The organism is Ruegeria sp. N8 (genome assembly GCF_056531325.1).
In genome coordinates, this window is sequence record NZ_JBQFLQ010000004.1 from 315,244 (window position 1) to 330,822 (window position 15,579).

At 59.8% G+C, this 15,579-nt stretch carries 12 protein-coding genes; 7 read left to right on the forward strand and 5 right to left on the reverse strand.

What is annotated here, in order from left to right:
• Positions 1–114 precede the first annotated feature (114 nt).
• From ACR0C5_RS11350 to ACR0C5_RS11360, 3 genes are all read right to left on the reverse strand, one after another.
• Positions 115–1,578, reverse strand: coding sequence for an AMP nucleosidase (locus ACR0C5_RS11350; protein WP_480876570.1), 1,464 nt, complete (start codon positions 1,576–1,578; stop codon positions 115–117).
• Positions 1,575–3,377: an adenine deaminase gene (gene ade / locus ACR0C5_RS11355; protein WP_480876573.1), complete on the reverse strand. Its 1,803-nt coding sequence runs from the start codon at positions 3,375–3,377 to the stop codon at positions 1,575–1,577. Before ade ends, ACR0C5_RS11350 begins: the two co-directional genes overlap by 4 nt.
• Positions 3,378–3,516: 139 nt before the next feature.
• Complete coding sequence (locus ACR0C5_RS11360; RefSeq protein ID WP_480876576.1) at positions 3,517–4,392, reverse strand: LysR family transcriptional regulator; 876 nt, start codon at positions 4,390–4,392, stop codon at positions 3,517–3,519.
• 109 nt (positions 4,393–4,501) lie between these two features.
• Here ACR0C5_RS11360 and ACR0C5_RS11365 point away from each other — a divergent pair, with 109 nt between their 5' ends.
• Positions 4,502–5,257 (forward strand): class II aldolase and adducin N-terminal domain-containing protein, encoded by a 756-nt coding sequence (locus ACR0C5_RS11365; RefSeq protein WP_480876578.1) that lies wholly within the window; start codon positions 4,502–4,504, stop codon positions 5,255–5,257.
• An 11-nt stretch (positions 5,258–5,268) separates the two neighbouring features.
• The gene (locus tag ACR0C5_RS11370) at positions 5,269–6,258 is read left to right on the forward strand and encodes a sterol desaturase family protein (protein ID WP_480876581.1); all 990 of its coding nucleotides are present in this window, start codon (positions 5,269–5,271) and stop codon (positions 6,256–6,258) included.
• On the opposite strand, the gene ACR0C5_RS11375 is transcribed toward ACR0C5_RS11370, so the two are convergent.
• Positions 6,255–7,196, reverse strand: coding sequence for a GlxA family transcriptional regulator (locus tag ACR0C5_RS11375; protein WP_170786040.1), 942 nt, complete (start codon positions 7,194–7,196; stop codon positions 6,255–6,257). The genes ACR0C5_RS11370 and ACR0C5_RS11375 overlap by 4 nt on opposite strands.
• Positions 7,197–7,273: 77 nt before the next feature.
• Here ACR0C5_RS11375 and ACR0C5_RS11380 point away from each other — a divergent pair, with 77 nt between their 5' ends.
• The 3 genes from ACR0C5_RS11380 to ACR0C5_RS11390 are packed head-to-tail and all read left to right on the forward strand — an operon-like array spanning position 7,274 to position 11,219.
• A complete protein-coding gene (locus ACR0C5_RS11380; RefSeq protein WP_480876614.1) occupies positions 7,274–8,434 on the forward strand; it encodes an acyl-CoA dehydrogenase family protein in 1,161 nt (386 codons plus the stop codon).
• Positions 8,431–10,443, forward strand: coding sequence for an acetate--CoA ligase family protein (locus tag ACR0C5_RS11385; protein ID WP_480876585.1), 2,013 nt, complete (start codon positions 8,431–8,433; stop codon positions 10,441–10,443). Before ACR0C5_RS11380 ends, ACR0C5_RS11385 begins: the two co-directional genes overlap by 4 nt.
• Positions 10,440–11,219, forward strand: a complete 780-nt coding sequence (locus ACR0C5_RS11390) for a carnitinyl-CoA dehydratase (RefSeq protein WP_480876588.1) — start codon at positions 10,440–10,442, stop codon at positions 11,217–11,219. The genes ACR0C5_RS11385 and ACR0C5_RS11390 overlap by 4 nt, the downstream gene beginning before the upstream one ends.
• Here the strand turns inward: ACR0C5_RS11390 and ACR0C5_RS11395 are convergent.
• Entirely contained in the window at positions 11,216–11,848 is a 633-nt protein-coding gene (locus tag ACR0C5_RS11395) for a class I SAM-dependent DNA methyltransferase (RefSeq protein WP_480876591.1), read from the reverse strand. The two genes, ACR0C5_RS11390 and ACR0C5_RS11395, sit on opposite strands and share 4 nt — an antisense overlap.
• Positions 11,849–11,938: 90 nt before the next feature.
• Between ACR0C5_RS11395 and ACR0C5_RS11400 the strand changes: the two genes are divergently transcribed.
• Both ACR0C5_RS11400 and katG read left to right on the forward strand, forming a co-directional pair.
• Positions 11,939–12,784, forward strand: coding sequence for an SDR family oxidoreductase (locus ACR0C5_RS11400; protein WP_480876594.1), 846 nt, complete (start codon positions 11,939–11,941; stop codon positions 12,782–12,784).
• 237 nt (positions 12,785–13,021) lie between these two features.
• Positions 13,022–15,223, forward strand: a complete 2,202-nt coding sequence (gene katG / locus ACR0C5_RS11405) for a catalase/peroxidase HPI (protein ID WP_480876597.1) — start codon at positions 13,022–13,024, stop codon at positions 15,221–15,223.
• The last annotated feature ends 356 nt before the right edge of the window (positions 15,224–15,579 follow it).

Here is a 15,579-nt window from a genome sequence, read left to right on the forward strand (position 1 = left end):
CGTGCCCGATGTCTTGGGCCTCACCGCGTAACTGTAACGGGATATTGTGGCCGAACACAACGAATAGTAGCGCGGAAAACCCGAAAAATAGGGGGAAAACGTTGCTTTTTTGCGTCAGAGAAAGGCTGTTTCGTCGAAAGAACGCAATTTCCGGCTGTGCAGACGCTCAAGCGGCATGCCTCGCAGGTGTTCCATCGCGCGAATTCCGATTGCCAGATGGCGGCTGACCTGTGTGGTATAGAAGTCCGAGGCCATGCCCGGAAGCTTCAATTCCCCGTGCAGCGGTTTGTCGGACACGCATAGCAAAGTGCCATAGGGCACCCTGAACCGATATCCATTGGCGGCGATCGTTGCGCTTTCCATATCCAGCGCGATTGCGCGCGACTGGCTGAGGCGCTGCACCGGGCCGGACTGGTCGCGCAGTTCCCAGTTGCGGTTGTCGACCGAGGCGACGGTGCCAGTGCGCATGACGCGCTTCAGCTCGTAGCCGTCCAGTTCTGTCACTTCGGCCACGGCGCGTTCCAGCGCCACCTGTACTTCGGCCAGGGGCGGGATCGGCACCCAGACGGGCAGGTCATCGTCCAGCACCTTGTCTTCGCGCAGATAGGCATGGGCCAGTACGAAATCCCCCAGTGCCTGCGTGTTGCGAAGCCCGGCGCAATGGCCGACCATCAGCCACGCATGTGGTCGCAGAACTGCGATATGGTCGGTCGCGGTTTTGGCGTTGGACGGCCCGACCCCGATATTGACCAGCGTGATCCCAGACCCATCAGCGCGTTTCAGATGGTAGGTCGGCATCTGAGGCAGCTTTAGCGGCTGCTCCAAAACGCCATCGGCCGAGGTCATCTGCGCATTCCCGGTCGACACAAAGCTGGTATAGCCGCTTTCCGGGTCTGCCAGTTGTTCGCGGGCGTAATTCTCGAACTCGGACACGTAGAACTGGTAGTTGGTGAACAGCACATGGTTTTGGAAATGGCTGGGATCGGTGGCAGTGTAATGCGCCAGACGGGCCAGCGAATAATCCACACGCTGGGCGGTGAACAGCGCCAAGGGGCCAATCTCGGTTTCGTGGTCATGCACCCCGTTGACGATATCGTCATTGGTGGTCGTCAGATCCGGCACGTCGAACACGTCGCGCAAGGTGAATCCCGCCGCGCCCTGATGCGGCACCACGAGGTCGGGGTTATTGGCCACCGCGAAATGCACCGGGATGGGTGTATCCGAAGCACCAATCGTCACTGGTTGGTCATGGTTTTTGATCAGCAGGGCAATTTGTTGGGTCAGATAGGCCCGGAATAGATCGGGCCGTGTGACCGTGGTGGCATGGGTGCCGGGTTCCGAGACGTGACCAAAGCTCAGACGGCTGTCTACATGCGCGTATGAGGTCGTTTTGATGCGAATCTCTGGGTAATAGGCTCTGAATCGCTCGGTCGGAGTGCCTGCCTCCATCGCTTTGGCGAAGTTTTCACACAGGAAACTTGTGGCCTTTTCGTACAGCTCTTCCAGACGCGCCACAGCGGCGGCAGGGTCGGTGAACTTCTCGGGGCTTGGGACGTCGGGTGTTCTTATTATTGTCATGCGAGGGGTTCCAAAAGGTCGATCTTTTCAAATGTCCGCACATCCACCAGCCCAAGGTCGGAAATCCGCAGTTCGGGGATCACGACAAGGGCCAGCAGCGAGTGCTGCATATAGGCGTTGTTCAACTGACAGCCACAGTCCTGCATCGCCTGAACCATCCGGTCCGCCTTGGCGGCCACATCGGCGGCGGGACTGTCGGACATCAGGCCAGCGATGGGCAGTTCCACCAGCGCCAGTTCCTCGCCGTCGCGGAACAGGGTGATACCTCCGCCCACCTCGGCCAGACGGTTCGCCGCCAGTGCCATCTGTTCGCGGTCGGTTCCCACCACGATCATATGATGGCTGTCATGCGCCACGGTCGAGGCCATGGCCATGCGCCCCTGATACCCAAAGCCCGAGACAAATGCGTTCGTGACTCCTCCGGTCGCGCGGTGGCGTTCGACCAAAGCGATCTGGCAGACGTCGCTTTCGCCCTCGACCAACCCGCCGATGATGGGCAATTCCTCCTTCAGCGCCTTGGTCGGTGCCTGATTCTCCACCACGCCGATCACATTGGCCCGCACGCGGTTGGCGCCCTCTGGGGCTTTGATCTCAAAATCCTTATCGGTCAGGGTATGGCCCAGATGCACCGTATTGCGCGCACTGTCCGGCCAGTTCAGATGCGGGCAGTCTACTGAAATCGCGCCATTTTCGGCAACGATCTGGCCGCGGGCGATCACCACCTCAATCTGCAACGCAGCCAGATCAGAACTCAGGATAATATCCGCCCGTCGGCCCGGCGTGATCGACCCGATCTCGCGTTCCAGCCCGAAATGGGTGGCGGTGTTGATCGTCGCCATCTGCAACGCAATCAACGGATCGCACCCGCAGGCAATCGCGTGGCGCACCACGCGGTTCATATGCCCCTCATTCACCAATGTGCCCGAGTGGCAATCATCCGTGCACAGAATAAAGCCGCGCGGGTCTAACCCTTTCTCGGTCACGGCTGTGATCTGGCTTTCCACGTCATACCAGGCCGAGCCCAGCCGCATCATCGACCGCATCCCCTGCCGCACCCGAGCTATGGCGTCGGCTTCGCAAGTTCCCTCGTGGTCGTCAGCGGGGCCTCCGGCCACATAAGCCGCGAATTCAGGCCCTAAATCAGGCGAAGCATAGTGCCCACCCACGGTTTTCCCCGCATTCTGAGTCGCCGCGATCTCGGCCAGCATCTTGGGGTCGCCGTGGATCACGCCGGGGAAATTCATCATCTCACCCAACCCGATGATGCCGGGCCAGTTCATCGCCTCGGCCACGTCCTCAGGGGTGATTTCATAGCCTGTGGTTTCAAGCCCTGGGGCCGATGGCGCGCAGGATGGCATCTGGGTGAAGATGTTGACCGGTTGCATCAACGCCTCGTCATGCATCATCCGCACGCCGTCCAGTCCCAGCACATTGGCAATCTCATGCGGGTCGGTGAACATCGACGTCGTGCCATGAGGAATGACCGCGCGGGCAAACTCCGCCGGGGTCAGCATCCCCGATTCGATATGCATATGCGCGTCGCACAGACCGGGCAGCATATAGCGCCCATTGGCCTCGATGATCTGCGTCTTTGGGCCGATGCAATGCGAGGCATCCGGTCCCACAAAGGCGATGCGCCCGCTGGCGATGGCGATGTCGTGATCCGGCAGCGCCTCACGTGTGTGAACATTCACCCAGATCCCTCCGCGCACGACCATGTCTGCCGGATTACGTCCAGCGGCAACAGCGATCAATCGAGGGGCGGTATCGGGCCAACTTGGGAAAGGCGTATATTCCATGGCTCAACTTTTCTGAATGTGTCCGAAGGTGCAACCCCTGCCGAACATCTATCATCAAACCGTCACGCAGCGCGTCAGCGCTGCCCGGCCCAACCAAAGGAGGGGGCGCGCAAGCGCCCCTGACGATGGGCGGGAGCGCCTACCCCGCCAGATCGCGGGCAATTTCCCGCCTTACCCAATCGGCGAACAGGACGGCACCCGGCGTTTCCTCGGCCTGAGGCGACAGCAGCAGGTAATAAGCCTCGGGCATCTCCGCACGATACTCAAACGGAGCCACCAGTTGTCCGCGCTCGATCAGGTCGCGAGCTATGGTGTCATGGGTCAGGCAATACCCACCCCCGGCCATCGCAACAGACAGGCTAACCAGATAGGTTGTTGAATAGGTAATGGGCGAATTTTCCCAAGTTAGGCCCTGTTCAGTGATCCAATTCTGCCAATTCGACAACAGATTAGAGCAATCAAACAGGGGTTGTTCCTGAATATCTTCCAGCCGCACTTCATAGCCCGGCGCGCAGACCGGGTAGTAGTGGTCGGTGCGCAGCAACTCGGTGCGCACCGTGTCGGACGGGCGCAGAGAGTATCGGATTTCGACCGCCGCGCCCTCGGCCATTTCGCGCGGCTCCCAGAGTTCGGTGAAGATGTTCAATTGCACATCCGGGTGCGCAGCCCGGAACCGGGGCAGGCGCGGTCCCAGCCAGTTCACGGCAAAGGTGATGTTGCTCTGAACCTGAACCGCGTTTTGCTGCGCCCCGGTGACGGCCTGTGTGCCCCGCACTAGCGTACGAAACGCTTCACGCACCACGGGCAGATAGGTGATTCCGGCCTCGGTCAGTTCCAGCGCGCGGGGGCGACGCAGGAACAGCGGTTGGCCCAGATAGCCCTCAAGCGACTTAATCTGCTGACTGACCGCGCTTTGCGTCATGTTCAGATCACGCGCCGCACCGGTGAACGACAAGTGTCGCGCGGCGGCCTCGAATGTGCGCAGCCAGCCCAGCGGAGGAAGCGATGTCTGCATTGGCATAACCTCACCATTAGCTGAGCTTATGAGATAGGCGAGAATTTTTCGTTGGTCAAATCCGCCTCGCGTCGCCACCTTCTTGAGAAACCAGATGGAGGAGCCCGCCATGACCGTCACCGAATTGCGTCCCAATATCGACCACTGGCCCGAGCGGGTCGACCTTGCTGCCACCTTCCGCTGGACTGAACGCCTGAACATGCACGAGGCCGTGGCCAACCACTTCAGTTTGGCGGTCAACGAGGACGGAACGCAGTTCCTGATGAACGCCAATCAGATGCATTTCGCACGGATCAAGGCGTCGAACCTTCTGCTGCTGGATGCCAATGATCCCGACGTTATGGATCAGCCCGGCGCGCCCGACCCAACCGCTTGGGGTCTGCATGGCTCGATCCACCGCCATTGCCCGCATGCGCGCTGTGTGATGCATGTGCATTCGATCTTTGCAACCGTTCTGGCCTCGTTGGCCGACAGCACTCTACCGCCGATCGACCAGAACACGGCCACCTTCTACAACCGCTATGTTGTAGATCAGGAATTCGGCGGGCTGGCCTTTGAAAGCGAAGGTGAGCGCTGCGCCTCAATGCTGTCGGACCCGAAGAACAAGGTCATGATCATGGGCAACCATGGCGTGTTGGTGACGGGCAGCGATCCGGCGGATACGTTCAACCGCCTCTATTATTTCGAGCGTGCGGCCGAGACATATATCCGCGCGTTGCAGACCGGCCAGCCCCTGCGTGTCTTGTCCGATGAGATCGCCGAGAAGACCGCGCAGGAACTGGATGACTACCCTGATCAGGCCGAGGCGCATCTGCGGGAAATCAAAGCCCTGCTGGATGCAGAGGGTTCGGATTACGCCAGCTAAAGGGAATTGCCATGACAGACGCCGCCCAAGACCCCGAAGCCGCCCGCTGGCACTATCACCCCGAAGGTCCGGTGGGCTTGAACCCGCTGTTCGCATGGCCTCCGCGCCCCGCCTCTGTGCTGAAGTGGTACAGTGGAGCTTGGCTGCAGATTACCTCGCTGACCCTGTGTATGGGGCTGGCGATCATTACCTATGCCATATTCTTCCCTGCGTTAGAGTCGATGAAGAGCTTTGCTCCGGGGTGGATGTTCCGCATTTGGCTGCTGAACATGGTGCCTCAGATCTTGGTGGCGGGCGGGCTGCATTGGTGGCTTTACATGCGCAAGGGGCAGGGCATGTACAAAAAGTTCGACCGTCGCGACCTGACCCGGGACAACGGCAATTTCACCTTCCGCAATCAGGTCTGGGACAATATCTGGTGGACGCTGGGCAGCGCCATGACCGTGGCAACCGTGTATCAATGGGTGATCTATTGGGCGATGGCCAACGGATATGTGCCGACAGTCACTTGGGCCAGCGCGCCGATTTGGTTTATCGTCTGGATGTTGTTCGTCCCGATGTGGTCTGGCTTGCATTTCTATTGGGTGCATCGGCTGGAGCATCACCCCAAGCTCTATAAACACGTCCACGCCGTGCATCATCGCAACGTCAATATCGGCCCGTGGTCGGGGATATCGAACCATTGGTATGAAAACCTGCTGTATTTCACGACCTATTTCATCCATCTGATCGTGCCGTCCCACCCTCTGCATCTTCTGTTTCACACGTATTTTCAGCAGATCAGCCCGGTTCTGTCCCATTCAGGGTTTGAAAAGTTGAAAGCCGGAGAAACTGAAGCGGCCCGTGCGGGGGACTTTTTCCACCAGCTTCATCACCGGTATTTCGAGTGCAACTACGGCACCTCGGAAATCCCTTTCGACAAGTGGTTTGGCACCTATCACGATGGGTCTGCCGAGGCGACGACGCGGACGCGGGCCTATAAAAAGCAGATTTATACCTAGCCGGATCGCATTGCGCGCGGGGTGGTCCCGAACTCGGTCCGAAAGGCTCGGGTCAAAGCGCTTGGGTCGTCATAGCCTGCGCGCAGGGCGATCTCGGCGATGGTCAGGTCGGTCTCGGCTGCCAGTTTCCGGGCCAGGTTCAGGCGCAGGCGGCGATAGACCTGTGCGGGGCCTGCGCCCAGTTCGGTTTGCATTCGCACGGACAGCGCCTTTTGCGATCGTCCAACCCGGCGGGCGATCTCGGGGATAGGCAAGGGCATTTCCAGATGTTCCTGCATCAGGGCCAGCGCTTTGTTCACATAGCTGCTGGTCGCACCCGCCCCGCCGGAATGAGACCTGGCGGAATCGCGAGTCATGAAAAGCTGCGCGACCTCCAGCGCTAAAGCCTGTCCGTGATCTTGCCCAATCAGGTGCAACACCAGATCAAACGCCGCCATCGCACCAGAACAGGTAATGCGGTCGCCGTCGATCACGTAGCGTTCGCGCTGTGCGTCAATTTCGGGGAATCGTTCGGTGAAACCGTCCAGCTCCTCCCAATGGATTGTGGCGCGGTGCCCGTCCAGTAATCCGGCCAACGCCAACAACCAGCTTCCGGTATCCAGCCCGGCCAGTATGCTGTAGCGCCTCGCTGCGGACCGCAACCCCGCCAGCGTCCGCCACCCGCCATGGGCCCGATACCCGTAAGAGGGCATGACCAGTAAAGTATCGCCGCGTGCATTCTGCAAGATGTCGTGCGGTGCGACTTGCAGCCCCGAAGATGACGTGACGGGAGCGCGATCCAGTGACAGAAATTGCCAGTCATACAGCTTGCGCCCCGCTATGGAATTCGCCGCCCGCAAGGGTTCGACCGCATTCGCAAGGCAGTGGTTGGAAAAGCCGTCGAACAGAAGCACTCCGAATTGCTGCGGCGCAGCAGGCGATTTGATCCATCTTTGCATGATTTAGGTCTATTTCTGCATATTCAGCTTGGCAAGCCACGTCAGGATATCCGCAACCCCAGATGTGGAGACCCCAGATGCAATATGGCCTGTCCAACGAACAAGAGATGATCGCCGCGACCGTTCGCAGCTTTGTCGAAAACGAAATCTACCCGCATGAAGAGCTGGTCGAGCGCACTGGCGAGGTTCCGCACGAGATCGCCGCCGAGATCAAACGCAAGACGATCGAGTTGGGCTTTTATGCCTGCAACTTCCCCGAAAGCGTCGGCTGTGCCGGGCTAAACCATCTGGAGTTTGCGCTGGTCGAGCGCGAGTTGGGCCGGGGATCCATGGCGCTGAACCATTTCTTCGGACGGCCGCAAAACATCCTGATGGCGTGCGAGGGGGATCAGATCGACCGTTACCTGATGCCGGCCGTCAGGGGTGAAAAGATGGACGCGCTGGCGATGACTGAACCGGGTGCGGGCTCGGACGTGCGGGGGATGAAATGCGCTGCCGTGCGCGATGGGGGCGACTGGGTGGTCAATGGCACCAAGCACTTCATCTCGGGCGCGGAACATGCGGATTTCATCATTGTCTTCATCGCAACCGGCGAAGATCAGACGCCGAAAGGTCCCAAGAAACGCATCACTGCCTTTCTGGTCGATCGCGGCACCCCCGGCTTCACAATCCGGGATGGGTACAAGTCGGTCAGCCATCGCGGCTACAAGAACATGGTGCTGGACTTCGACGATTGCCGCTTGCCGGATGCGCAGGTTCTGGGCGAGGTCGATGGCGGGTTCGAGGTGATGAACACCTGGCTTTACGCCACCCGGATCACCGTTGCCGCAATGTCGGTTGGGCGCGCGCGGCGGGCGTTCGACTATGCGCTGGACTATGCCGCCACGCGTGAGCAATTCGGCCAGAAGATCGGCAAGTTTCAGGGCGTCTCATTCCAGATTGCAGACATGATCACCGAGATTGATGCCGCCGATCTGCTGACCCTCGCCGCCGCCGATCGTCTGGACAAGGGGCTGCCCGCCAACCGTGAGATCGCGTCGGCCAAATTATACGCCTCGGAAATGCTCGCGCGGGTGACGGATGCGGCGATACAGGTGCATGGCGGGATGGGTCTTATGAACGACTACCCGCTGGAACGGTTCTGGCGTGATGCGAGGGTTGAACGCATCTGGGACGGCACCAGCGAGATTCAGCGCCACATCATCAGCCGCGATCTCTTGCGGGCGCTGGGCGCATGACGACAGTGCTGGCCCGAGCGCTGAACCCAAAGACCATCGCCGTGATCGGCGGTGGCGCGTGGTGTACGTCTGTTATCGAGCAGGCACACAAGTTTGGATTCGAGGGCGAAATTTGGCCTGTGCACCCCAAAGCAACCGATGTCGCGGGGGAAAGTGCTTACCCGACACTCGAGTCGTTGCCTGATGTGCCCGACATGGCCTTTGTTGGCATCAACCGCCACGCCACAATTGAGGCCGTCAGGATTCTGTCTGCGATGGGGACGGGCGGTGCGGTCTGTTTCGCTTCGGGCTATACCGAGGCACAGGCTGAAGACCATTCAGGCGCGGGCCTTCAGGATCAGTTGATCGCCGCCGCAGGGGACATGCCGATTTTTGGGCCGAATTGTTACGGTTTCGTCAATGGCCTGGATCGTGTGGCTGTCTGGCCTGATCAGCACGGCATGCGGCCTGTGGATCGCGGGGTGGCGATCCTGACGCAAAGCTCGAACATTGCCATCAACATGACCATGCAGCGCCGCGCTTTGCCGTTGGCCTTCATGCTGACCTGTGGAAATCAGGCGCAGACGCATCAGGCCCAGATTGCCTCGGCGTTGTTGGATGACGACCGCATTACGGCCATCGGCGTGCATATCGAAGGGTTTGGCGATCTGCGCAAATGGGAGGCGCTGGCTAAAAAGGCTCGTCAGCGCGGTGTCCCGATTGTTGCGCTGAAGATGGGCCGGTCGGTCCATGCCCAGGCGGCAACGATTTCGCATACGGCCTCGCTGGCGGGGCAGGACGCGGGTGCTCAGGCGTTTCTGGATCGGTTGGGGATTGCCCGCTTGGATGACATCCCCAGCTTTCTGGAATGCCTCAAGCTGTTGCATGTTGCTGGGCGTCTGGACAGCAACGGGCTGGGTACGATCAGCTGCTCGGGGGGCGAGGCCAGTCTGGCCGCCGATATGGCCGAGGGGCGTGATCTGCACTTTCCGCCGTTGACGGATACGCAACGCACCGATCTGCGCGCGGCATTGGGGCCGATGGTGGCGCTGGCGAACCCGCTGGACTACCACACCTATATCTGGCGCGACACGCAGGCGATGACGCGCGCCTGGTCGGCGATGATGGGGCCAGAACAGGCTCTGACTATGGCCATTGTGGACTATCCGCACACTGATCAAACCGATTGGACCTGTGCAACGCAGGCCGCGTTGAATTGCGTGGCACAAACCGGGCGGCCCTTTGCAGTGACCGCAACTCTGCCCGAGTTGATGCCCGAGGACGTCGCGCAGCGACTGATGGATGGCGGGGTTATTCCCTTCGCTGGGCTGCATGAGGCACTGTCGGCTGTCGAAGCGGCGGCGCGGTCTGCAGGTCAGGACTCTGATCCGGTGGTCCTTCCCAGTACTGCCAATCCAAACGTCACGCTGACCGAGGCGGAGTCCAAGGACCAGCTTGCAGCCTTCGGCGTGCCCACTCCGAAAAGGCGGGTGATGCAGGCCGATGCCGCCTGTGCAGGTGACATGGCGGGCCCTTTCGCCGTCAAGGGCGTTGGACTGGCCCATAAGTCGGACCACGGGGCGGTTCAGTTAGGGGTCAGCGCGGGCGATCTACGGGCCGTCGCGGCCCAGATCGGCACCTCTGAGGTTCTGATCGAGGAAATGGCCGCCGAAGGCGTGGCAGAGTTGCTGGTCGGTGTAACCTGCGATCCGGCCCATGGATATGTTCTGACCTTAGGCGCGGGCGGGGTATTGACGGAAATCCTACGGGACTCGGTGTCTCTGCTGATCCCGTCGCCTCGGAATGTAGTTGAAAAGGCGCTGGGCAGGCTGGCCTGTGCGCCGTTGTTGGCTGGCTATCGCGGCAAACCCGCAGCTGACATGAACGCGATTTTGGACACGGTCGAGGCTGTTCAGGCCTATGTTATTGCCAATGCAACTCATGTCAGCGAAGTTGAAATCAATCCGCTTATCTGCGGCCCTAAAGGTGCTGTGGCGGTGGATGCTCTGATCCGAAAGGTACGCACATGAACCCGATCAAAACCCAGCGCGAGGGCGCGATATTGCAGGTCACTCTGGACCGTCCCAAAGCGAATGCGATTGATCTGGCGACCAGTCGGGTGATGGGCGAGGTCTTTCGGGATTTCCGCGATGATCCGGACCTGCGCGTGGCAATCATCACCGGCGGCGGCGACAAGTTCTTTTGCCCCGGCTGGGATCTGAAGGCTGCGGCGGATGGCGACGCGGTGGATGGCGATTATGGCGTGGGCGGCTTCGGCGGGTTGCAAGAGCTGCGCGATATGAACAAGCCGGTGATTGCCGCCGTGAACGGTATTGCCTGCGGTGGCGGGCTGGAACTGGCGCTGAGCGCGGACATGATCATCGCCGCAGATCACGCCAGCTTTGCCCTGCCCGAAATCCGATCCGGCACCGTTGCGGATGCCGCCAGTGTCAAACTGCCCAAACGCATCCCCTATCATATCGCGATGGAACTGCTGCTGACCGGACGCTGGTTCGATCCGGGCGAGGCCAAGGCATGGGGCTTGATCAACGAGATTGTGCCCGGTGATCAATTAATGGACCGCGCTTGGGAACTGGCGCGTTTATTGGCCAGCGGGCCGCCCCTGGTCTACGCCGCGATCAAAGAGATCGTGCGCGAGGCCGAGGATTCAAAGTTTCAGGACATTATGAACCGGATCACACGGCGGCAATTGCCGACCGTGGATGTTCTGTATGGGTCCGAGGACAATCTGGAAGGCGCTTGCGCCTTTGCCGAGAAACGCGACCCGGTCTGGAAAGGGCGCTAAATCCGCTCGAACAAGGCGATGAGCGCCGTGTCGTCCTTGTTGGGACCAACGGCGAGGTCGCCATAGATACGTACTTCGGGCAGAGACAGGTTTCTGATCTGTCCCTGAGCCAGCTTGTGAAGCGCCTCGGCAAAGCCAAGTGCCTCATAATGTTGGGCGTTGATCGACAGGGCGAATTGCGCACCGTGGCGCGCGACGCGCAGCAAGGGCAACAGCGCCTCGGGGCCGAGGTGGCCGTGGGTGAAGGTGCCCGATGACACGATGCCCGAGTAGCTTTCGCGCGGCACAGGGATGCCCTCGTTCAGGTCGGCCTCGATTGCATCGCGGTAGATGTCTTTGCGCATGGCCTGATCCAGCATCTGGGCGCTGATATCGGTGGCGTCGATGGGACCGACGCCCAGCCCGACCAGGACATCACCGCACAGACCGGTCCCCGCGCCCACATCCAGCACCGGGCCCTGTCCTCCCGCCCCTACAAAGGCGCGCGCCGTGTGAATGTGGAGCTGATAATCCTCACGCGTGGCAAAGCCTGTGTCATAATCCCGGGCCCATTCCGCATAAAGCCGCCGGTTGTCGTCCGGCGTTTCCAGCGCATAGGCCGCATGCAGATCAGGGGTTTTATCGCTCATGCCTAAAAGAAAGGCCCATTGTGGGATTCGAATCAAGTATCCCGTCGCCCGCGCTTGCATCCGGCTGATTTGGGGATCATCAATGGCGGCATGACTGGTACTTTTTATTCATTCGGCCATGGCTATTCCGCGCAGGAATTGTCGCGGCTTTTGGCACCCGCGGGCTGGCGCATCATCGGAACCACCCGTGACCCCGCGCAATCACCAACCCTGCGGGCTTCGGGGGCAGAGCCGGTTGTTTGGCCTGGACAGCAGGTTGATTTGGACGGGGTGACGCATCTGCTGATCTCGACGGCGCCTAATGCCGAAGGTGACCCGGTTCTGGCGGCCTTAAAGGACGAAATCACCGAGCGCGCCGCGCAGTTCAAATGGGTCGGGTACTTGTCGACCACAGCCGTTTACGGCGATCATCAGGGTGATTGGGTAGATGAGACTACCCCTGCAACACCCACGGCCCAAAGGGGCAGATGGCGGGTGCAGGCGGAACAGCAATGGCTGACCATTCCGGGTCTGCCCACGCATATTTTCCGGCTGGCGGGGATCTATGGCCCCGGTCGCGGTCCGTTCTCCAAGCTGAAACGCGTTGGGATGCGGCGGATCATAAAGCCGGGTCAGGTCTTTTCGCGCATTCATGTGGCCGATATCGCGCAGGTACTGGCGGCGTCGATGGCCGCGCCAAATCCCGGCGCCATATATAATGTCTGCGATGATGAACCGGTTCCACCACAGGATGTCATTGCCTATGCGGCTGAGTTGCAGGGATTGCCTCTGCCCCCCGCCGTTCCTTTTGACAAGGCCGACCTAACCCCGATGGCCCGCAGTTTTTACAACGAGAACAAGCGGGTCAGAAACGACCGGATCAAGGATGAGTTGGGGGTAAAGCTGCTTTATCCAGACTACCGGGTCGGGCTGACGTCTTTGATGCGCGCGGAATGATTGAATTGTGATAGCTTTTAGTTATCACAATCATCCATAAACAAAACTTATTCGCATGGATTGTCTTTGCTAGAACGGTTCTAGACAAGACCTACCGAGTCGCTACTGCCCATCACGACTGCGCGATTTTTCGTCATGCTTTTAGGATGGATAAAAGTGTCATCTATATGTGCTCTTGATCGACCGAGTTTTTAGCGGCGCACCTGCGCCGGAATTTTGCCAGGAATGGAGATCGACATGGACGGAAGTGATAACCCCAAAGCAGGCGGATGCCCTGTCATGCACGGCGCAGGAACCCGGTCTAACCGGGACTGGTGGCCGAACCAGCTGAACCTGTCGATCCTGCATCAGCACGGACCGGCCTCGAACCCGATGGATGCCGATTTCAACTACGCTGAAGAGTTCAAGAAACTGGACATGAAGGCGCTGAAAGAAGACTTGTATGCGCTGATGACGGATTCGCAGGACTGGTGGCCAGCGGATTATGGTCATTACGGCGGATTGTTCATTCGTATGGCGTGGCACAGCGCCGGGACATACCGGACGGCGGATGGCCGGGGTGGTGCTTCGACCGGGAACCAGCGGTTTGCCCCGCTGAACAGCTGGCCGGACAACGGCAACCTCGATAAGGCGCGCCGTCTTCTGTGGCCGATCAAGCAGAAATACGGCAACCAGATTTCATGGGCTGACCTGATGATCCTTGCGGGCAACTGCGCCATCGAATCCATGGGCGGCAAGACCTTTGGCTTTGCCGGTGGCCGCGAAGACATTTGGGCCCCCGAGGAAGACATCTATTGGGGCACTGAGACCGAATGGCTGGCCCCCACCGACAACCCGAACAGCCGCTATTCCGGTGAACGCGATCTGGAAAACCCGCTGGCCGCTGTGCAGATGGGCCTGATCTATGTGAACCCAGAAGGCCCCGATGGTGAGCCGAACGTGCTGGCCTCGGGCCGTGACATCCGCGACACCTTTGGTCGGATGGCGATGAATGACGAGGAAACCGTGGCTCTGGTTGCGGGTGGTCATACCTTTGGCAAAGCGCATGGCGCGGGCGATCCCGATCTGGTTGGCCCCGAACCCGAAGCTGCCGCGATCGAGGAAATGGGCTTTGGCTGGATCAACAAGTTTGGCTCGGGCAAAGGTGACGACACCACAACCTCGGGAATCGAAGGCGCATGGACCGCGAACCCGATCCAATGGGACAACGGCTATTTCGACCTGCTGTTCGGATATGACTGGAACCTGACCAAAAGCCCCTCTGGCGCGTGGATCTGGGAGCCCGTCGGCGTCAAAGAAGAAGACATGGCCCCGCAGGCCCATGACCCGTCGAAAAAGGTCAAAACCATGATGACCACCGCCGACATGGCGATGCGCATGGACCCGATCTATGGCCCGATCTCGAAGCGCTTCCATGAGAACCCCGAAGAATTCGCAGATGCGTTCGCCCGCGCCTGGTTCAAGCTGACCCACCGCGATATGGGCCCCCGCGCGGCCTATATCGGTGAAGAGGCCCCGACCGAAGAGCTGATCTGGCAGGACAACGTCCCCGCTGTGGATCACGATCTGGTGGATGATGCGGATGTGGCGGACCTGAAAGCCAAGATCGCGGCAACCGGCCTGTCGGTTTCGGAACTGGTTTCCACCGCTTGGGCTTCGGCCTCGACCTTCCGCGGGTCGGACAAGCGCGGTGGTGCCAATGGTGCCCGTATCCGCCTTGCCCCCCAGAAAGACTGGGATGTGAACGAGCCGATGAAATTGTCCAAGGCGCTGTCCACGCTAGAGGGTGTTCAGGCCGCGTTCAACGATGCGCAGTCGGGCGGCAAAAAGGTCTCGCTGGCGGATGTGATCGTTCTGGCCGGTGCCGTAGGTATCGAACAGGCGGCTAAGGCTGGCGGTCAGGATGTCGAGGTTCCGTTTACTCCGGGCCGCACTGATGCGTCGCAGGACCAGACGGATGTCGATAGCTTTGCGGTGATGGAGCCCATCGCTGATGGCTTCCGCAACTATCTGAAAGGTGACTATACCGTTTCACCCGAAGAGTTGCTGGTCGACAAAGCGCAACTATTAACCTTGTCCGCGCCTGAAATGACCGCACTGGTTGGTGGGCTGCGCGTGATTGGCGCCAATTTCGGCGATACCAAGCATGGCGTGTTCACAGACCGGGTCGGAACGCTCAGCACCGACTTCTTCACCAACTTGTTGGACATGAGCACCGAATGGAAGCCCGCAGGCAAGGGCGTCTATGAAGGCCGCGACCGCGCCAGCGGTGAGGTCAAGTGGACCGGGACCCGTGTCGATCTGGTCTTTGGCTCGAACTCGCAACTGCGGGCGCTGGCCGAGGTCTATGGTCAGGCCGGGGCCGAAGCCAAGTTCACCACCGACTTTGTGTCCGCTTGGACCAAGGTGATGAACGCGGACCGGTTCGACCTGAAGTAACTTAGACCACCATCACTCACAATACGACGCCGCGCAGGGAAACTTGGGCGGCGTTTTATTTGCGAGTCATGAACGGCTACCAAGCATTGGGTACGATTCCTGCGAAAGGGGTATGCATCCTCTACTGTGACACTCTGTTCGGCGGGCTTTCGATGCGATTATTAAAGTTAGTCTGTTGTTTTTGTTAAATTAAATAAGTTTCTGCCTGCAAATTCAAAGTTTTTTCAAAATGGGGGTTGCAGGTTCCAGACCTAATCCGTAAATACCCCTTCACCGGCGCTGCTGAGGCGGTGCTGGGGCGCTGGAGACGGTGCTGACGGACTGGAAAGACGGTTGAGACGCTCAGGATAGACTGG